18 protein-coding genes are annotated in these 20,021 nt (G+C 44.2%); 10 read left to right on the top strand and 8 right to left on the bottom strand.

The window, feature by feature from the left end; translation table 11 throughout:
- Positions 1–18 precede the first annotated feature (18 nt).
- From ftsN to IX91_RS14045, 4 genes are all read left to right on the top strand, one after another.
- On the top strand, positions 19–567 hold the full coding sequence (ftsN, locus tag IX91_RS14065) for a cell division protein FtsN (protein WP_004743262.1): 549 nt from the start codon (positions 19–21) through the stop codon (positions 565–567).
- Positions 568–915: 348 nt separating this feature from the next.
- Positions 916–1,458, top strand: coding sequence for an ATP-dependent protease subunit HslV (gene hslV / locus IX91_RS14060; RefSeq protein ID WP_004743263.1), 543 nt, complete (start codon positions 916–918; stop codon positions 1,456–1,458).
- A gap of 50 nt (positions 1,459–1,508) precedes the next feature.
- Entirely contained in the window at positions 1,509–2,843 is a 1,335-nt protein-coding gene (gene hslU / locus IX91_RS14055; RefSeq protein WP_004743264.1) for an HslU--HslV peptidase ATPase subunit, read from the top strand.
- Between the two features lie 277 nt (positions 2,844–3,120).
- Positions 3,121–4,719, top strand: coding sequence for a BCCT family transporter (locus IX91_RS14045; RefSeq protein WP_004743266.1), 1,599 nt, complete (start codon positions 3,121–3,123; stop codon positions 4,717–4,719).
- A gap of 81 nt (positions 4,720–4,800) precedes the next feature.
- Here the strand turns inward: IX91_RS14045 and frdD are convergent, their stop codons facing one another.
- From frdD to frdA, 4 genes are read right to left on the bottom strand one after another with little or no spacing between them, the layout of a single operon-like run.
- Positions 4,801–5,178: a fumarate reductase subunit FrdD gene (gene frdD / locus IX91_RS14040; RefSeq protein ID WP_004743267.1), complete on the bottom strand. Its 378-nt coding sequence runs from the start codon at positions 5,176–5,178 to the stop codon at positions 4,801–4,803.
- 12 nt (positions 5,179–5,190) lie between these two features.
- Positions 5,191–5,574, bottom strand: coding sequence for a fumarate reductase subunit FrdC (gene frdC, locus IX91_RS14035; RefSeq protein ID WP_004743268.1), 384 nt, complete (start codon positions 5,572–5,574; stop codon positions 5,191–5,193).
- Positions 5,575–5,576: 2 nt separating this feature from the next.
- Entirely contained in the window at positions 5,577–6,341 is a 765-nt protein-coding gene (locus IX91_RS14030; protein WP_004743269.1) for a succinate dehydrogenase/fumarate reductase iron-sulfur subunit, read from the bottom strand.
- Positions 6,341–8,158: a fumarate reductase (quinol) flavoprotein subunit gene (gene frdA / locus IX91_RS14025; protein ID WP_004743270.1), complete on the bottom strand. Its 1,818-nt coding sequence runs from the start codon at positions 8,156–8,158 to the stop codon at positions 6,341–6,343. Before frdA ends, IX91_RS14030 begins: the two co-directional genes overlap by 1 nt.
- A gap of 403 nt (positions 8,159–8,561) precedes the next feature.
- On the opposite strand from frdA, the gene epmA reads away from it, so the two are divergent.
- On the top strand, positions 8,562–9,533 hold the full coding sequence (gene epmA, locus IX91_RS14020; protein ID WP_004743271.1) for an elongation factor P--(R)-beta-lysine ligase: 972 nt from the start codon (positions 8,562–8,564) through the stop codon (positions 9,531–9,533).
- Between the two features lie 40 nt (positions 9,534–9,573).
- On the opposite strand, the gene IX91_RS14015 is transcribed toward epmA, so the two are convergent.
- The 4 genes from IX91_RS14015 to IX91_RS14000 are packed head-to-tail and all read right to left on the bottom strand — an operon-like array spanning position 9,574 to position 13,499.
- On the bottom strand, positions 9,574–11,763 hold the full coding sequence (locus tag IX91_RS14015; RefSeq protein ID WP_004743272.1) for a YjbH domain-containing protein: 2,190 nt from the start codon (positions 11,761–11,763) through the stop codon (positions 9,574–9,576).
- Entirely contained in the window at positions 11,763–12,497 is a 735-nt protein-coding gene (locus IX91_RS14010; RefSeq protein WP_004743273.1) for a capsule biosynthesis GfcC family protein, read from the bottom strand. The genes IX91_RS14015 and IX91_RS14010 overlap by 1 nt, the downstream gene beginning before the upstream one ends.
- Before the next feature lie 5 nt (positions 12,498–12,502).
- Positions 12,503–13,198, bottom strand: a complete 696-nt coding sequence (locus IX91_RS14005) for a YjbF family lipoprotein (protein WP_236642822.1) — start codon at positions 13,196–13,198, stop codon at positions 12,503–12,505.
- Between the two features lie 49 nt (positions 13,199–13,247).
- On the bottom strand, positions 13,248–13,499 hold the full coding sequence (locus IX91_RS14000) for a hypothetical protein (protein ID WP_004743275.1): 252 nt from the start codon (positions 13,497–13,499) through the stop codon (positions 13,248–13,250).
- A 336-nt stretch (positions 13,500–13,835) separates the two neighbouring features.
- Between IX91_RS14000 and IX91_RS13995 the strand changes: the two genes are divergently transcribed.
- The 5 genes from IX91_RS13995 (at position 13,836) to secB (ending at position 19,899) form a co-directional block, all read left to right on the top strand.
- Entirely contained in the window at positions 13,836–14,999 is a 1,164-nt protein-coding gene (locus tag IX91_RS13995) for a capsule assembly Wzi family protein (protein WP_236642820.1), read from the top strand.
- A gap of 41 nt (positions 15,000–15,040) precedes the next feature.
- The gene (locus tag IX91_RS13990; RefSeq protein WP_004743277.1) at positions 15,041–17,692 is read left to right on the top strand and encodes an SLBB domain-containing protein; all 2,652 of its coding nucleotides are present in this window, start codon (positions 15,041–15,043) and stop codon (positions 17,690–17,692) included.
- Positions 17,693–17,738: 46 nt separating this feature from the next.
- Complete coding sequence (locus IX91_RS13985) at positions 17,739–18,704, top strand: Wzz/FepE/Etk N-terminal domain-containing protein (RefSeq protein WP_004743278.1); 966 nt, start codon at positions 17,739–17,741, stop codon at positions 18,702–18,704.
- 134 nt (positions 18,705–18,838) lie between these two features.
- Positions 18,839–19,273, top strand: a complete 435-nt coding sequence (locus IX91_RS13980) for a rhodanese-like domain-containing protein (protein WP_004743279.1) — start codon at positions 18,839–18,841, stop codon at positions 19,271–19,273.
- A 158-nt stretch (positions 19,274–19,431) separates the two neighbouring features.
- The gene (gene secB, locus IX91_RS13975; protein WP_004743280.1) at positions 19,432–19,899 is read left to right on the top strand and encodes a protein-export chaperone SecB; all 468 of its coding nucleotides are present in this window, start codon (positions 19,432–19,434) and stop codon (positions 19,897–19,899) included.
- Positions 19,900–20,021: the final 122 nt, after the last annotated feature.

Raw genomic sequence — 20,021 nt, 5'->3', positions numbered from 1 at the left:
TGGTATTGATGTTTACTAGTGGCGAATCGAGATTACGTAAAAAGAGGCCGTGGCGGAAGTAGCCGCAAGCCTGCAAAGAAAAAGTCTGCCCCACGACGCAAACCTTGGCGAAGTGGTTTACTTGCCATTCTATTGGCGAGCGTATTTGGCTATGGGTTGTATGTTCTGAGTACCGATCCAGAACCGCCTGCACCTGTAGCAGAGTCGGTAAAACCTAAGCCTAAACCAAAACCTCAAGCGAAGTTACCACCTCCTCCGGAAGAGAAATGGGATTACGTCGATACCTTGCCAAGTCGTGAAGTTGAGGTAAAAGCGAAAGAGCAAGTAGTGTCGGAGATTCCATACATAATGCAGTGTGGCGCCTATAAGACTGCTCAGCAGGCTGAAGCGCGTAAGCTGGATATCGCTTTCCAAGGTATTAACAGCAAAATTCGTAAGAAGGAAGGCAGCAGTTGGTATCGTGTGGTGCTTGGCCCATACAAGTTTAAGCGTGATGCTGAACGCGATAAGCACAAACTTCAGCGCGCCAAAATCGAGCCTTGTGCAATCTGGAAAGAAGCGCAGTAAAGATATTAAAGCGAACCCTGATGGGTTCGTTTTTTGGTGTGGATAGCTGGAACGGGCTGCGCCCTACAGAAAACTCGATCGGGCTCCGCCCTGCTAGATAGCTAGGTTAACTCTTTATTGAAGTGTGGCTCAACGTTAGTTATCCATTTATCCAAAATGAAAAAGGATTGAAGCAATACGCCAGTCCTTTAAGATTCTCTAGCTCTCTAGCTCTCTAGCTCTCTAGCTCTCTAGCTCTCTAGCTCTCTAGCTCTCTAGCTCTCTAGCTCCATTACCCCTTGAATTCCTCTTGCTATAACCTCATATAATCTTTAACACTGAGATTAAAACAACTATGAGGCCCTACTCGTGACTACCATTGTATCTGTACGTCGTAACAACAAAGTCGTCATCGCTGGTGATGGACAAGTATCTCTGGGTAACACAGTAATGAAGGGTAATGCTCGTAAAGTGCGTCGCCTGTACAACAATAAGGTGCTCGCTGGCTTTGCTGGTGGTACGGCAGATGCCTTCACGCTGTTTGAAAAGTTTGAAAGCAAACTGCAAATGCACCAAGGTCACTTGACTAAGGCGGCAGTAGAGTTAGCTAAAGACTGGCGTAGTGACCGTGCTTTACGCAAGTTAGAAGCACTATTGGCCGTGGCTGATGAAACTGCATCATTGATCATTACTGGTAACGGTGATGTGGTACAGCCTGAAAACGATCTGATTGCCATTGGCTCTGGCGGTAACTTTGCCCAAGCCGCTGCTACTGCACTATTAGAAAATACCGAATTAGATGCACGTGAAGTCGCAGAAAAATCACTCAAAATTGCCGGTGATATCTGTGTGTTCACCAACCATCACCACACTATCGAAGAACTAGAAATCCCAGCCTCTCAAGCTGAGTAAACGGCTGAACAAGCAAAGATAGTGGCTATAAGAATTTAAGGAAACTGACTATGTCTGAAATGACCCCTCGCGAAATTGTCCATGAGCTTAACCGTCATATTATCGGCCAAGAGAATGCAAAGCGCTCTGTGGCGATTGCGCTGCGTAACCGCTGGCGTCGTATGCAGCTTGAAGAGAGCTTGCGTGTTGAAGTGACACCAAAAAACATTCTCATGATCGGTCCGACCGGTGTGGGCAAAACTGAAATTGCTCGCCGCCTAGCGAAACTAGCGAATGCACCGTTTATCAAGGTTGAAGCGACGAAGTTTACCGAAGTAGGCTACGTAGGTAAGGAAGTGGAAACAATTATCCGCGACCTTACTGATGTTGCAATTAAGATGACTCATCAGCAGGCAATGGAAAAAGTTAAATTCCGCGCTGAAGAGCAAGCTGAAGAGCGTATTCTTGATGCTCTACTACCGCCAGCTCGCGATGCTTGGGGTCAAAACGAGCAGCAAGACGATAGCGCTTCTAATACACGTCAAATCTTCCGCAAGAAGCTTCGTGAAGGCAAGTTAGACGACAAAGAGATCGAAATCGATGTTGCGGCTCCGCAAATGGGTGTCGAGATCATGGCTCCTCCGGGCATGGAAGAGATGACTAACCAGCTTCAAGGTATGTTCCAAAACCTAGCGGGTGATACTAAGAAGAAGCGCAAACTGAAGATCAAAGATGCCTTCAAAGCACTAACCGAAGAAGAAGCGGCTAAGCTTGTGAACCAAGAAGAGCTGAAAGAACAGGCGATCTTTAACGTTGAGAACAACGGTATCGTATTTATCGATGAGATTGATAAGATTTGTAAGCGTGGTGAAAGTTCTGGTCCTGATGTCTCTCGTGAAGGTGTGCAACGTGACCTACTACCACTGATTGAAGGTAGCACAGTTTCAACTAAGCACGGAATGGTGAAAACAGACCACATTCTATTTGTTGCGTCTGGTGCATTCCAAGTGGCTAAGCCATCGGATCTTATCCCTGAGCTGCAAGGCCGCCTACCGATTCGTGTCGAACTAGAAGCGCTTTCAAGTCATGATTTCAAACGTATCCTGACTGAGCCTAAAGCATCACTGACAGAGCAATACGTTGCGCTAATGAAGACAGAAGATGTCGATGTTGAGTTTACTGAAGATGGTATCACTCAAATCGCAGAAGCGGCTTGGACAGTGAATGAGACAACAGAAAACATTGGTGCTCGCCGCTTACACACAGTAATGGAGCGCTTAATGGACGAGATTTCATTCGAAGCCACAGACAAGTCTGGTTCTAAGTTAACCATTGATGCTGCATACGTGAAAGGAAAACTAGGCGATACTATTGAAGATGAAGATCTAAGCCGTTTTATTCTTTAGATCTCCAATAGCTTGTTTAGCCCGCTCAATACGAGCGGGCTTTTTTATATCTAACTCTATGTTTGAATGAGTGTTCTCCCATATCGCTGTTCGAGGTTTGAGCGTATAAGCTGCTGCATCTACCACGGACTTGTATATAAAAGCATCGACTTGAGGTGTCAATTTAGTTTTATTGTCTGTATGATGGCGCGCTTTTATGATCGTCCTCACATTCTAATGCAACTGTTGAGGTAAATTCGTCTACCCGAGTTATTCGGGCAGCAAAAGCGAGACTTACATGTCTAGAGCCAGTTTGGCAGCAGGTGACCCCTGCACTTCTAATGTCGATGATTCGACCTCTTCATATTCTCTATCGAATAAATCAAAAATTGCCGCTCAACTTGAGCTATTTAATCCAGTGTTATGGCTTAGCGGTGGTTTCCTAACCTTGTTTGTCATGCTTGCGCTGATAGATACCCAGTTACTTACGTCTCTGGTGAACAGTGGCTTTGGTTATGCCACGCAGTACTTTGGCGGATATTGGCAGATTCTGATGCTGGCAAACTTTCTCATCGGTTTATATCTAGCTTTTGGTCAAACAGGCTATGTGCGCTTAGGGTCTTTACCCCGCCCTGAGATAGGCACGTTTAAATGGCTATCAATTTTACTTTGTACCTTATTGGCGGGCGGCGGCGTGTTTTGGGCTGCGGCTGAGCCAATTGCTCACTATGTATCTGCGCCGCCGATTTTTGGTCAAGCTCAACCTCGTGATATGGCAATCAATGCGTTATCGCAATCCTTTATGCACTGGGGCTTTCTTGCTTGGGCAATTTTAGGCTCGCTTTCTTCAATTGTTCTAATGCATCTTCATTATGACGAAGGACTGCCGCTCAAACCGCGCACCTTGCTTTACCCAATATTTGGCCAGCGAGTGATTGATGGCAAGCTGGGTAATTTAGTGGATGCTTTAAGTATCATCGCGGTTGCCGCGGGTACCATCGGCCCTATTGGCTTTCTGGGTTTGCAAATTAGCTACGCGGTGAACGAGCTGTTTGGCATCCCAGATGGATTGATGACTCAAACTATTGTCGTTGTACTGGCAATGGCAACGTATACCTTGTCGGCACTGAGTGGCTTAAGCAGGGGGATTCAGATTGTCAGCCGTTACAACATCATCCTGTCATTGGCATTAGTCGTCTTTATCCTGTTTGCTGGACCAACTAGCTTTATCATTGATGGCTATATCCAAGGTATAGGCAATTTGGCAGACAACTTTGTCGCCATGGCGCTCTATCGCGGTGATACAAATTGGTTGAGCTGGTGGACAGTGTTTTTCTGGGGTTGGTTTATCGGCTACGCGCCTATGATGGCGATCTTTATTGCGCGAATTTCCCGTGGCCGTACCATTCGCCAGTTGATTCTAGCGATCAGCATTGCAGCACCATTGATTACCTGTTTCTGGTTTAGCATTGTTGGTGGTAGTGGTTTAGCATTTGAGTTGGCGAACCCAGGCAGTATGAAAGCTGGATTTGAAGGTTTTAATCTTCCTGGCGCGTTGCTAGCCATGACTCAGCAACTGCCTTTCCCTACCTTGATTTCCATTCTATTTTTGATTTTGACCACTACCTTTATCGTCACTACTGGCGATTCAATGACGTATACCATTAGCATGGTTATGACGGGTAACAGCCAACCGAATGCGTTAATTCGTACGTTTTGGGGGCTGGTCATGGGGGCGATTGCGATTGTGCTGATCTCTATGGGAGAAGGTGGTATCTCAGCACTGCAATCCTTTATTGTTATTACCGCTGTGCCAGCTTCATTTATTATTTTGCCCTCACTCTGGGCGGCGCCGCAGTTAGCGCACGAAATGGCCAAGCAACAGAATTTAGTTTAATACCAACCAGATATTTATCCCGATTGGTACGATAAAAAAATCCCTCGCCTTAGCGAGGGATTTTTATTGGTCGTAGCCAAATTAAATCATAAAGATAAAGATGACTGCTAGAGCAGAGATTAATCCTGCAAATGCATAACAGGCGATTTTACCAACCAAACCAGTATGGAACTTTAGGTCATGCATACCATGATGTACACGGTGCATTGCATGCCACATCGGTAGCGCTAGCGTACCAATGATAAATAGAGCGCCAATGATGCTTGTTGCAAAATCAACCACTCGCTCGTAGCTTAGAGTTTCTGCATTGATGATGCCTAGTGGCGCAAGTACACCAAGAACCAGAATCGTCACTGGGGTAATCATGGCAAACCAAGTACCGCCAGCGCCAAACAACCCCCACCAAATTGGTTCATCAGAACGTTTAGGGGCTCTATCTACAGAAAAATTTGGTTTCATAGTCATAGCTCCTTAAACGATTACCAGCACAATAAGAGAAATAAATGCCACGGCTGCCCATTGAGTAAGCACAATGATTTTCTTATCCACTGGCTTACCTTTTAAGCGAATCGGCATTACCTGCGGCATCATGCTGAAGAACGTTTGAGCATGCAGTAGGCTACCCGCAAGCGCAACGATGTTAATCGCTACGACCACTGGATTAGCCATAAACTCAAGCCAGCCTTGCCATGCTTCAGGACCTTTCACTAGTGAACCTAAACCGAAAGTTAGGAAGACAGTAAATAAGATCAGAGGCAGTACAGTCGCTTCGCGAAGCATGTAGAAACGGTAAAAAGGATGATCTTTCCACCAAGTACGTTTTACTTCACGAACGTAAGGTTTACGGTTACTCATTCTTATGCCTCCTCTGCTGTTTTTGCTGGTGTGCCGTCAGGCTTCAGCATAGCAATCACGAAGTCCATAGAAGACTCGACTTTACCTTGGTTTACTGCGGCCGCCGGATCGACGTTCTTCGGACACACTTCAGAACAGTAACCCACGAAGGTACAGCCCCATGCGCCGTTTTCACCATTGATCATCGCCATACGCTCTGCTTTACCATTGTCACGACTATCGAGGTTGTAACGATGGGCAAGAGTCAGTGCAGCAGGGCCGATAAACTCAGGGTTTAGACCAAACTGCGGACACGCTGCGTAACATAGACCACAGTTGATACAACCTGCGAACTGCTTGTACTTAGCCATTTGCTCTGGCGTTTGTAGGTTAGTGCCATCTTCAGGTTTACGATCGTTACCGATGATGTAAGGCTTGATAGCTTCAAGGCGCTCAATGAACGGTGTCATGTCGACAATCAGGTCTTTCTCGATTGGGAAGTTCGCCAGTGGCTCGATCTTCACACCGTTTGGGTAATCGCGCAGGAAGCTTTTACACGCTAGCTTTGGCACGCCGTTAACCATGATGCCGCATGAACCACAGATAGCCATACGACAAGACCAACGGTAAGACAGGTCTTTATCTAGGTTATCCTTGATGTAGCCAAGTGCATCAAGGGTCGACATGGTTTCGTCGAATGGTACTTCAAAGGCTTGGAAATGCGGTTCTGCGTCTTTCTCGGGGTCATAACGCAGAATCTCTACTTTTTGGATGCGATTTGCTGACATTATGCTTGCTCCTCTGCGTTCTTCTGTGCCGCTTTTGCTGCTTCTTCAGCGGCTGCTTTCTCTGCGGCTTCACCGTATAGACGAGCTTTAGGCTGTGACTTAGTGATAGTCACCTTGCTGTAGTCGATAGTTGGCGCTGCATCTGGTTGGAAGAAAGCCAAAGAGTGTTTGAGGAACTCCACGTCATCACGCTCGGTACAACCATCATCTAGACGCTGGTGGGCGCCACGAGACTCTTTACGTAGAATTGCAGAGTGAACCATTGCTTCTGCGACTTCTAGGCCGTAACCGACTTCGATAGCGTACAGAAGGTCAGTGTTGAACACTTTGCCTTTGTCTTTGATGTGGATGCGCTTGTAACGCTCTTTCAACTCAGTGATTTTATCAATGGTGGCTTGCATCAAATCTTCTTGGCGGTAGATACCACAGCCCGCTTCCATGGTATGACCCATTTCAGTGCGGATATCTGCCCAGTTTTCATCGCCTTCTTGGTTCATTAACGCGGCGATACGCTGCTCAACATCTTTAACTTGAGCCGCGATAGACTCTTCGTTCCAGCCTTTGAACTCCGCTGCACGTTTCACCGCTTGTTCACCTGCAACACGGCCGAATACCACAAACTCCGCCAGCGAGTTAGAGCCTAGACGGTTTGCACCGTGCAGACCAACTGACGCACATTCACCGACGGCAAAAAGGCCCTTAATGCGCGTTTCACATTCGCCGTTGGTTTCAATACCACCCATGGTGTAGTGAACAGTAGGACGAATTGGAATCGGCTCTTTTGCAGGATCAACGTTGACGTAAGCTTTCGCTAGCTCACAGATAAACGGTAGACGCTCTTGCAGGTACTCTTCACCAAGGTGGCGAAGGTCTAGATGAACCACATCACCTAGAGGATGTTTGATGGTGTTGCCTTTCTGCTGTTCGTGCCAGAAAGCTTGTGAAACCTTGTCGCGAGGACCAAGTTCCATGTATTTGTTCTTTGGTTGGCCAACTGGAGTTTCAGGACCCATGCCGTAATCTTGTAGGTAACGGTAGCCATTCTTGTTAACGATGATACCGCCTTCACCACGACAACCTTCGGTCATCAGGATACCAGTACCTGGAAGACCAGTTGGGTGGTACTGAACGAATTCCATATCACGTAGAGGTACGCCATGACGATAAGCCATTGCCATACCATCACCTGTTACGATACCACCGTTAGTATTACAGTGGTAAACACGACCTGCGCCACCTGTTGCTAAAACAACAGATTTGGCTTTAATCGTAACGAGTTCACCTTCTGACATATGGATAGCGATAAGACCTTGCACTTCGCCTTCATCGACAAGCAGATCTACCACAAAGTACTCATCAAAGCGTTTGATGTTGTCGTACTTCATTGATGTCTGGAATAGGGTGTGAAGCATATGGAAGCCAGTTTTATCAGCCGCAAACCATGTGCGCTCAACCTTCATACCACCGAATCGGCGTACGTTGACTTCACCGTTTTCTTTACGACTCCATGGGCAGCCCCACTGCTCCATTTGGATCATTTCGCGAGTCGCGTTTTCTACAAAATATTCAACAACGTCCTGTTCACATAGCCAGTCGCCACCGCCAACAGTGTCGTTGAAGTGGTTGTCTAGGCTATCTTCATCCTTGATAACTGCTGCCGAGCCACCCTCCGCTGCGACCGTGTGAGAACGCATTGGATAAACTTTAGAAATCAGTGCGACTTCTAAATCAGGGTTTGCTTCAGCTGCTGCAATAGCAGTGCGAAGACCAGCGCCGCCTGCGCCGATGACTGCGATATCTGTGGTGATAGTTTGCACAGTTATCCTCCAGTGTGAATTTGCGGAGTGTTCCGCTTGTTATAGTTAAATGGGGTAATTCCCCAAAAGTGGTAGGGTTAGTGTAGAAGAGCTAATTTGCAGAAAAATTGATGTATTTAGGTTTTTGCTCCAGTAATGCATTCAAGAGCATAAAAAATATAGGTTATGTGATTGCTATCACGGCAAGAAATGATTGATAGAACAGTAGACAGTAGTGGTTTGTTAAAGCGCTGTTACATGACATTAGCTTGGGCAATATCTAATAGGTGGTCGGTGATATTTTGTGCTGTAATACGTTGAAATCTTGCTTCAGTTAGAAGCTATTTTAGAGGGAGTATTATGCTAGGCAAAGGGCAGTAAACTTGATATTTTCTCAGCCAGATAAAGCAGTGAGATTTTAGTTATGAGTGATCAGTGGCAGCCAACAGCGTCGATAGAGCAACTTAGACAGCGTGCGAACGTGCTTGCGCAAATACGGCGGTTCTTTGCTGAGCGAAACGTGTTGGAGGTTGATACTCCGGCCATAAGCCATGCGACAGTGACGGATATTCACCTACATACTTTTCAGACAGAGTTTATAGGCCCGGGATATGCGGATGGCAGCAAACTCTACTTAATGACTAGCCCTGAATTTCATATGAAGCGATTGCTGGCAGCGGGTAGTGGTTGTATCTATCAGATTAACAAAGCGTTTCGCAACGAAGAGAATGGCCGTTTCCATAACCCAGAGTTCACCATGCTGGAATGGTACCGAGTCGGTTTTGATCACCATAAACTGATGGATGAAATGGACGCTTTACTGCAAGTTGTACTCGAATGTGATCAAGCGGAGCGAATGACCTACCAACAAGCCTTTATCGATGTGCTTGGTGTCTGCCCATTAGAAGGCACAATGGCAGAGTTAAAGCTTGCAGCCGAGAAGCTAGGCTTAAGTGATATTGCGCAGCCAGAGGAAGACCGTGATACCTTGCTTCAACTACTATTTAGTATTGGTGTCGAAGGTAAGATAGGCCAAAGTGCCCCGGCTTTTGTTTACGACTTCCCGGCTTCCCAAGCGGCATTAGCGAAGATCAATAAGCAAGACTCACGTGTTGCTGATCGCTTTGAGGTTTACTTTAAGGGCATAGAATTAGCGAACGGTTTCCATGAGCTTGATGACCCGCAAGAACAACTCAAGCGATTTGAACAAGATAACGCCAAGCGTATTGAGATGGGGCTAAGCCCTCAACCGATCGATCACCATTTAATAGCAGCACTCAAGTCAGGTTTACCTGAATGTGCCGGCGTGGCGCTAGGGGTCGATCGCTTAATCATGCTCGCGATCGGCTGCGATCATATTGATCAGGTCACGGCGTTTCCGTTTCCGATAGCGTAAATAAAAAATGGGCTGCTTGTTAAGAGCAGCCCATTTGATATTAATTCACGCTACTAGGACGCTGATACCAAGGTGATCGCGCATCCGTGCGATCAAACAGGTTGTACTGTTTACGCAGCATTTGCCCACCGTCACGTGTGATCGGCTCCCAAGATATTTGCGCTCGACTCGTGCTTGGTTTGATGGTCATGATGTCCATTGGAATGGAAATATAGAAACCTTTGTTGTAACTCCCCTCACCATACTCTTCTGCGGTGAGATCGGTAAAGGTGGCATAGGCACCAACGATAACGCCGGAGTCGAATTGTTTAGAGAAATCAATTCGCGCACCTACATCTCCACCTAAGAATTTACCGCCACTGACTTTAAACAAGGTGTCCTCAAGTAGCGACCACTGGGGCATGTAGTAGCCTGTAAGGTGGCCCGTGGTACCTTGACTTAACACAAATGCCTGACAGGCAGGTACTGGTTGATTACAAGCTGACTCGTTATAGAAAAAATAATCTTCACTGTATGTGCCAAACCAAGAGTCAGGGTCTCGTTGGCTCACCACGTTTGCATCTAGCCCTATCGCCCAGTTGGCATTCATTGGGCGGTAAAGTACTTCACCACCGACGCCTGCGAACATCATCTCTAGGTATCCGCCATACATTTGGGTATAAACTTCTTCAAAAGGTTGTTCAAACCAAGTGAGCTGGAGGTGATTAAGTCGAACTGGGTTATCGTGTACGTAGGCACGGAACATGGTACGAACACGAGGTGTTGAGTAGTTGCGTACGTGAGGAGAGTTTTCTACGTAGTTAAATTTGTCATAGTTATCAACTAAGTTGAAGTAAACTGAGCCACCAAGCTCAATATTATCTGTTAGCCAGTAATTAGACTTAGCGTTGAGTCCTAGGCTATATAGATAGAATGCTTCAGGGCCGCCAATACTCTGTTTAAGAACAGGATCTATTCCATAATCCCATTGCTCTTTATTGCTCGCTACCGCTGCTTTGGAGATTTCTTCTGGCTCACTATGAGTATAGCTGTCAGTTATTTTGATATCTATAGATTCAAAATTAGCAGCCGCTAAGTACTTTTCTTTGTCGATGGTAGTCTGAGTTAAATCCATACCATCTTGCTGCTCAATGATTTTATATGCTCGAATAGAATCACTAGTGCTGTTTGAGAGAATTGCAGCGGTTCGATCTAAAGCCTCATCTCTGTTGCGATATTTGGTCTGCTGGCCTTTAACAATCACGATGTCATTGTCCAACGAAATCTCGTTGCTATCATAACCCGCATTACTAGCAATTTGCTGCGAGACTTTTTCCCAATCAGTATTTTCATGCTTGACTGGAGCTATGGTTTGCTTAGGTTCATCACGCCAAGTCGCACTGAGGTCATTAAAATTGGTGTAGATATTGAGACCGATTGTGAAGGTATCGCCACGCTGATAACTAAACTTAGCATCCCCCCAATCCCCTAATCGGTAGTTAACGCCGATGTTCCATGGTGTGTGCTGAGGCATTGGTTTATTGCCACGTGTGACAGGGAAATCTTGGCTATAATCATTTCCGTCATATTCAAGCTTTAAACGCAAAGGCTTGTAGGGCGTTTGGTATTCAATGCCACCAAACAAAGCCGCAGGCCCTTTAAACCAACGTTCGTAATCGACATCTCCTCCAGTGCCTTTGAAGTCACCTTCGCGAGTACAATATTTATCGCTGGCTTTACAAAATGGGTTGGTGATATTTCCACTTTGCCCTAAGTACCCCCAGCCTAAGCCAAGAGTGACATCTAAGTTACCAAAACGTTTGGTTGCTGCTATAAATTCACCATCAAAAAGGCCTGTACCACCAAAGTCACGCACACCTACCGAGGTTTCTGGTAGCCAATAACCTTCTTGCCAAAGCCTGAGTTTGAAATCAATGCCTTTATCGGTATACAGGTTATCGCCACTGTAGTTCGGGTCATTACTAAACAGCAAATCAGGTACTCGGGTGTAACGTACCGTTGTTTCTAGCCAACTCATCAGCTGTATTGACGCATTATATTGGTGATAATCTTCGTTAAAGCTTACCCCTATATTGAATTCACCCTCGTCAGCCATTCGACCGCTTGGCATTTGCATTAAGCCAGTGCCACCGAAATCGGTTTGAGACACTTTAAAATCTTGGTTGGCGGAGGCTGAGCTTGAAATGAGACCGAGAGAAATAAAGAGCGAAGTAATAGTGTTCAGTTTCATTATTTATTTCTTCTCCAAGCAAGAAGGGAAACAATATCCTCTTCTAATTGTTTGAGTTGATCTGACGGGTTGTTAAAGCCAAGAAATAGAGTGCTGCCTGATGGGAGTGGGGTCTGCTCGTCGTTCCAATAGGCATAGCCTACTTGCTGGTAATAGCCATCAGGATAAATTATCCAAACAAAGCTATCGCTTGCACTCGAAAGTCGTGGGATGTTTTCTAAGTAGCTGCGAACCGTTTTATTAGGAGCAAGATCGGCCTCTCTAGGTGAGAAGAACAGTCCTTGCATAGCAATCGTGTTAGATTTATCCGAGTATGTGAAAACATACTGCCCTTCTAGTAAAGGGTTCGTTGAAGGCTCAAGCCGTACAACATCGAGATCGAGGGTAAGATTTTCGCGATAGCTAACTTGCCAGCTTTTTACTTGGTCGTTAAGGATCCCTAAACTTTGACGTAATTGCGGCTCGCTACTTTTTAGGTTATGAATCTGATTAAGAACCGCTTGTCGTTTATTATTGGCAATTCTCTGTTTATCCAAGTTATATAGCGCACTGCTTAAGCTGTATGTTCTTGGTGAAGATTGTACGCTGTGTTTATTCGCATCTGTTAGTATTTGCTCTAGACGTACAGGCTTTGCATACTCAAGAGTGGTATTTTCACTGCTGAGCTCTATAGAGGTATTGGCTGCCACTGAAGAAAAACTAAGTAGTGCAGTGAGAAAGATATATTTACTCATTCTGTTCATCCCTTATATGGCTTAAGCACTTCTTGTTCTATGAGTAATTTATTTGGAATTAGCCATTGAGAAGACTTGAATACCTGTCCATTTTTATCGGTCCAGTAGAGACTTTGTGCATTGGTTTTGAGCTGATCAAAAACAAGGTCTTCTGTCCATTTAGTGAGCGTTTTATTCCAAAGAAGAGAAGAGAGTTGTTCTTCTCCTACTCGTTTGGTTGCGATAGTGGCTTGGTAATTAAACTGATAGTTTGGCTGCCAGCTATATACTGCCGACCATTGATAGGACTCTTGGCTAAATTGTCTTATTGAATTAATTTGCTGAATTTCGGCCAAGTTCACATCTGGCAAGTAGAGTGTTTTAACGACACGGCCATTTTCAGTCACGATCATCGCTTGATCGCTTGAAAGCCACTTTAGTTGGGTTTGCTTATTAACTGGATTTTGTTCAACAAAAGCCAACACCATAAATATTTGTGGCCCGCCGTTGATTCGGAAATAACTGCTAGCATAAGGGAGTTTTTCTAGCGCATCTTTTGATAAATGCACATCATCAAAACCCGAAAAAGCTTCGACCAGGGTATCACTAATATCTGTAGTTTTTTGCGCACACCCTAAAAGCAAAATTAAAGTGAGAGTCGAAATTACAATCCGTGTTATTGGCGTCATAATGTGAAGAGGATTCCAAAAAGTATATTGCAAAAAAACACCCTTAGCCTAGCTAAGGGTGTTTGATATAGAGCAGAAGCTATTAGTTAGTTCCGTCTGTACCAGTAGTACCGTCGTTATCTGACGCCGCTACTGCCACTGCTGCTACCGCTACCGCTGCACCAACAGCAATCGCTGTTGTTGTTGCTGCACCGGCTGCTGCAGTGGATGCAGCAGCAGTTGAACCCGCAGCTGAGCCACTAGATGTAGTAGCCGCTGTAGTCTCTTCAGCTGCAGCAAAAGCATTAGTAGAAGCACCCAGTGCAACTAACATAGCTAGAGCAATATTTTTCATGAATAGTTCCTTGTAAATTTACAATTAAACATCGATGTTGAGGTTTGAAAATACTAACCTCATTTAACATTGTATTGGAGATATATTTATCTGTAAAAGGTTATTCTTTGCCTGCCAATACGAGATGGGAAGGATATTGCTAAATTAACACTAACCATTATAATCAGGTTTCTATCACTTCACTCCATTTTAAGTAACTTAAGGTTAATTTATAAAGTGTTCAATACAGGATGTAATAGAATAAAACCATTATGCTTGCCTTTTGTTGCTTTATATTCGTTATCTCATGCTAATATTGGTCAAGCTTCTCCTTGGTTAGAGGCTAACGACCCGTTTATGCGTTCAAGTGTTGTCGCCTTATCTGATGCAGGTATACTCTCTGGCCCAACCAATATTTATCCTTTACGTTGGTCATTAATTAATGATAGGACGGTAACCCCAGATTCGCCTTTAGTGGTTGAACTCTCCCAGTTTCGTTATGGTCAACAAAATGCCCAGCTCAATCGCGGCAATAGACGATTTGCCCTTTCAGGTGGCAACGAACAAACAAGTAACATTTGGTATTCAGATGTAGAGCGAGACAAGTGGGCGGTAGCGGCAAGCTATGAACACCTATCTAACAGCTACGCCTTTCGTCTCAATACAGCCTATTTAAACAGGAATGGGGAGAATGAGTTTTCCTTTCGTGATAGCTATTTCGCTTTTAACGCTGGTGAATTGATGTTGGATGTGGGGTCTACTCCCAGGTGGTGGGGGCAAGGATGGAACCACAACTTAATTTTAGCGACGGATGGTCATGATTTAGACGCCAATGTCAGCTTGATAGGAGAGGCCTCAAACTTTGGTGTTTGGAGTGCTAACCTTTTGTTTTCAAAGTTAGATAACAAAGATTATGACTACCGAGCTTCAGCAAGGTTAGTCAATAAACTCAATTCATGGTTTGAAATAGGTCTTGCGCAGCACTATTGGTTTGAAGTGAAACAACCCCGGGCAGAAGCAAATCCGAACCAACTGGGTTTAGATTTTAAGTTATCTTTGCCTGAGTTTGCAGATGTGTACCATTCAGTCTATGCCGAGTTTGCATCGAGTCAGAAGGCTGAGAGTGATTTCGTCGGTGCAAGTCTATTTGGGTGGAGTGGGCTTAAGGTCATTGGTCGAAATTCTGTACGGTTTTCAATAGAACACCAATCGTTATCCGATCAAGAAAAACGAGCGTTCCAAATGAGCTCGCAGGCACACAACTACTTACAAACAAGTTATCTTATGGATAGTAGTTGGTCTGTGGGTAGCTATATTCAGCTATCAAATGACCACAAACTGTCTCTAGTATATAGTTATCAAAACTTAATCGATAATGCCTTAACAGAGCAGAGTAAATTCCAATTTTCGTATCAATTACCCGCTCTAAGTGGGTTGTTAAAATTTAGCGCAGACGCAGTGTCTCCTGAAGAGCAAAAAACGGACTGGAGCATTTGGTCTAATTATGAGTTCAGGTTTTAACCATTAGCTGTAGCCTTTAATTTAAAAAAGCAAATAGACAGATGAGTAAATCAATAAAATCAATCGGCAAACTAACTGTGCTTGGGCTTATGTCGCTATCTAGCACACTAGTTTCTGCAGCGACACCAACAGCGGCGCAAATCGCTCAATTCCAGTCATTGCCTAAGGCTCAGCAAGAGCAGTTAGCGAGACAAATGGGAGTGGATGTTTCATCATTTACTTCGTCGCAAACAGCGGCCTCAGATGAAAAGTTAAATGAACCTAAAGCGCCGGAACGTGTAACCACAGAGCAGCAGCCTAAACCATTGCCAACTCAATCTACGAAACCAGAAGATTCACTGCCACATTTTGGTTACAACTTTTTTTCAGGTGAAGCGTTAGACTTTACTCCGGTCGATAATCTGCCAGTTCCTCTCAACTATAAAATTGCACCTGGTGATGTTATTCGGCTACAACTGTTTGGTAAATCGTATAATGATTACAAGCTAAAAGTGGACCGCGAAGGAAAAATTACGATTCCAGAGTTTGGCCCTGAATATGTTGCAGGCCAATCATTTGAAGAGCTTAGGAATTATGTCAATTCGTTAACCAAGCGCAAAGCGATCGGGGTTGATGCAGTCGTTTCTCTAAGTGAAATGCGGGCGATTCAGGTATTTGTTACTGGTGATGTGAAACAACCAGGAGCATACAATGTTAATGGCCTAACAACGTTGTCTCAGGTGCTAGTTGCAGCTGGAGGGATAAACCTGTCAGGTAGCTTACGAGATATCCAAGTTAAACACCCTGGTAAGAAGACAATACACTTTGATGCCTATGATTTGATTGTTAGGGGAGACTCAAGCAATGACATACGTCTCCAGTCTGGGGATACAATTCTTATCCCGACTAAGAAATCAAGTGTTTCTATTAGTGGAGAAGTGTTACGCCCAGCTTATTATGAGCTTAAGTCTGACGAAACTTTGCAAGATTTAGTCGAAATTGCAGGTGGTGCACTTCCGACGGCTTACCTGTCAAAAGTGACGATTAAGCGACAAACTGAGACTGGTGTTCAACCTTTAACATTCGATCTTTCTCAGTCAAAAGGCAAAGCCATTAAAATTAAATCTGGCGATGACATTGTTCTATTACCAACCGGTAAGAATATAAAGAATGCAATTGCACTCCGTGGTGAATTGTTTCGTCAAGGGGCTTATCAATATCAATCTGGGTTAAAGATCAGTGATGTCATTAGCCGTGATGACCTAAAGGAAAATGCCGATCTCTCATACTCGCTACTCGTGAGAGAAGTCTCCAATTCAAGTAATATTGAAGTGTGGCAGTTCCAGTTGCAGAACTTAATTGATAACCCGACAGCGCCAGACAATTTTGAATTGCAAAAAGGTGATCAGATTTTTGTCTTCGACAACGGTATAGATGTTAATTATTGGTATCGCGAAGATAAGTCAAATAGCCGTAAAAGAGCTGAATCTCCAAATCGCTTTAAGGACTCTGAGAACTCATCAAAAAGAGTATCTAAGGTAGATGCTCAAACTGGTGCTCTGGTCGAAAAAGAGGTGGCGCAAGAGTTAGCTATTTCTGACATCGATGAATTTGCGGTGGCTGATGAGTTCAAGCTCTCTAGCCGAGAGTCGCTGCTTAAACCGATTATTGAGCGATTAAAGTCTCAAGCGAGCCTAAATGAACAAGCGAAAATTTTCGAAATTTCTGGTGCCGTTAAGTATCCAGGAGTCTACCCTTTAGCAGAAAACTCCAGCTTTGATAGGATAATTGCCGCTACTGGAGGCTTTGCTGAGCAAGCATTTCTATACAGTGCAGAATTGAGTCGTTCTGAAAAGAAGAAAGATGACTATGTGGTCAGCCATATAGAGTTTTCGCCACAAGAAGTGATCGATGGTCAACGCGAGTTAGAGGTTAAACCTCAAGACCGTATAATCGTGAAGACTCAACCAAATTGGCAACGAGGTAATAGCATAGAGTTGCAAGGGGAAGTAGTCTTTCCAGGAACTTATACTTTCCAGAGAGGCGAAACGATCCAAGATGTGATTGAGCGTGCGGGTGGTTTGACTCAATATGCATACCTGCCAGGAGCTGTTTTTAGTCGCGAAAGTTTACGTCGCCAAGAAGAAGAACGATTGAAGTTGCTTAACCTACAGTTAAAGCAAGAGATCGCTAACCTTTCTTTACGTCGTCAAAATGCGAGTGCAACCTATACCACCAGCCCGACTGAGGCTATGAAAATCGCTGATGAACTATCATCTGCAGAAGCAATTGGCAGACTGGTGATTAACTTACCTGAAGCTTTAGCAGGAAACCTCAATGCTGATCTAATGCTGGAGAAAGGGGATAAACTCTATATTCCCGCTAAGCAGCCTATAGTCAGTGTGATGGGAGAAGTGCAGTTTTCTTCCAATCATACATTTACTCCGAACATGACAATTGAAGATTACATATCCTCTGCTGGTGGAACTAAAAAGCAAGCAGATACAGATCGGATCTATGTTGTTCGTGCTGATGGTTCCGTTATGCTACCAAATAGCTCATTCTGGTTTAGCCGTAAATCTCAACCTTTGGAGCCAGGGGATACCATTATAGTCCCTCTGGATACCGATTATCTTGACGGCTTAAGCACATTAACTTCGGCTACCCAAATACTGTATCAAATCGGTGTAGCTTGGAGTGCAGTTAAAAATTAATAGGGATGCTCTCTAATACTAGAGAGCATCGAATGACGAAATAATTATGAACAAACCGATTCTACATGATGGTCATTTTACACAGGTGCAAGACTACCCTGTCGCGCCAGATGAAATAGACCTTAGAGAAATACTTAGTGCTCTATGGCAAGGAAAGTGGACAGTTATTACCACTACTGTGTTGTTTTCTATCGCTGGTGTGTTGTTTGCCTTGTCGAAGCCTAATACTTATCAGGCAACGGCGACATTAGTGGCGGCTAATGGTGAAAAATCAGGTGGTTTGGCCGCAATGGCGAGCCAATTTGGTGGCTTAGCGTCCTTAGCTGGCATCAATGTTGGTGGTGGCAATACAGATGAAAAATCGCTTTCTTTAGCGACACTTGAATCACGGAAGTTTATCAACTCTTTCATCGAAAAGTATGCGATTCTGCCTATTCTTATGGCGTCAGAATCGTGGGATAAAAAAACAAATAAGCTTGTTTTGGACCCTGAGTTATATGATGGAGTTAGTTGGTTGAATGACCCCGATAAACCGGAAGTATCACTCAAACCATCAAATTGGGAAGCATATAAAGCGTTTAGTAAAATTTTGACTGTATCTGAAGCAAAAAATACTGGAATTGTAACGGTTGGTATTACTCATTTATCTCCACATGTTGCCCAACAATGGACACAGTGGTTAGTACAGGAGCTTAATTTGTGGATGAAGCAGGAGTCTTTGTCAGAAACTAACCGTAATATTGAGTATTTAGAACGGCAGTTAGAACGCACTAAAATAGTCGATATGCAGGCGATTTTTTATCAGCTAATCGAGGAGCAAACAAAAACCTTGATGTTAGCTGAAGTAAAAGAAGAGTTTGCGTTTAAAACCATTGACCCTGCTGTTGTACCTGAAGAGAAGGCTGGGCCAAAGCGCGTTCTAATATGTGTATTAGCTACACTGTTGGGAGGAATACTAGGTGTAGCTATAGTTCTGGTTCGCTTCGCTTTTCGCAATAGAGAAAGCGAGTAATATGTACGAATATCGTAAGGTGATTCTCGCCTTGCGATAGTATCCTCGCTATACTTCCAATCTAAATTTTTAGTCTAGAGCTGCTATTCCCTTCATTTTTGAAGCTGCAGCTCTATTATCAAAGAGCACAGGACATGCAAGAGTACATCGCATTTTTTCAAGAGAACATGATTCTTTCTCTGGTATGGGTTGGTTTACTAGTCGCCCTTATCATGAATATCTTTAAATCAACGACAGCTGCATATAAAGAAATCACTGCAGCACAAACTACTCAGCTAATGAACCGTGAAAGTGGTGTTGTTGTTGATATCCGCAGTAAAGATGAGTTCCGTAAAGGTCACATTACCGATGCACTTCACATTTTGCCGTCTGATATCAAAGCAGGTAACTTCGGAAGCCTTGAAAACCACAAATCAGACCCAATCATTGTAGTGTGTAAGACAGGTCAAACGGCTCAAGAGAGCGCTAACCTTCTTGCTAAAGCGGGCTTTGAAAATGTAAGTCTGCTTAAAAATGGTTTGATTGCTTGGAGTGAAGCAAACATGCCTTTAGTTAAAGGTAAGAAGTAATTCAAACACCGAATGCCTTAAACGCTGATTGAAAAATCGGCGTTTGTTTTAGAGAGATGTGAAGAGTTCCACGAAATTCATTGGAACCCTAGTCATAGCAAGCTCTCTCAGTTAGTCTCCAATCAGACTATTTATCGCAGGATTAAAGGATTTTTAAAATGGCTGAAGCAGCACCACAACAAGAAGCACAAAACTTCGCAATTCAACGTATCTTCCTTAAAGACGTATCTTTCGAAGCGCCAAACTCACCAGATATGTTCCAAAAAGAGTGGAATCCAGATGTTAAGCTAGATCTAGACACTCAAAGCCGTGAACTAGGTGAAGGTGTATACGAAGTTGTTCTACGTCTGACTGTAACAGTTAAGAACGCTGAAGAGACTGCGTTCCTATGTGAAGTGCAACAAGGTGGTATCTTTACTGCAGATAAGATGGAAGCTGGGCAACTAGCACATTGCCTAGGTGCATTCTGCCCGAACATCCTATTCCCTTACGCTCGCGAAACTATCTCAAGCCTAGTGGTTAAAGGTACGTTCCCACAACTAAACCTTGCACCAGTTAACTTTGATGCTCTGTTTATGAACTACCTACAGCAGCAAGCTCAGCAAGAAGGTGAAGCTGAAGCGTAATGACTGATTCCTCTGTGTAACAGAGGTGCGGTATAAAATGCACAGAGCGTCTCTATTTGATGCGATGTGCATTTTTTGTTTATAGGATTGGATTCTTGCCACTGATATTTGGTATCGATGCT

This window comes from Vibrio tubiashii ATCC 19109 (genome assembly GCF_000772105.1).
GTDB lineage: Bacteria > Pseudomonadota > Gammaproteobacteria > Enterobacterales > Vibrionaceae > Vibrio > Vibrio tubiashii.
This window is presented reverse-complemented; position numbering and strand designations above follow the sequence as displayed.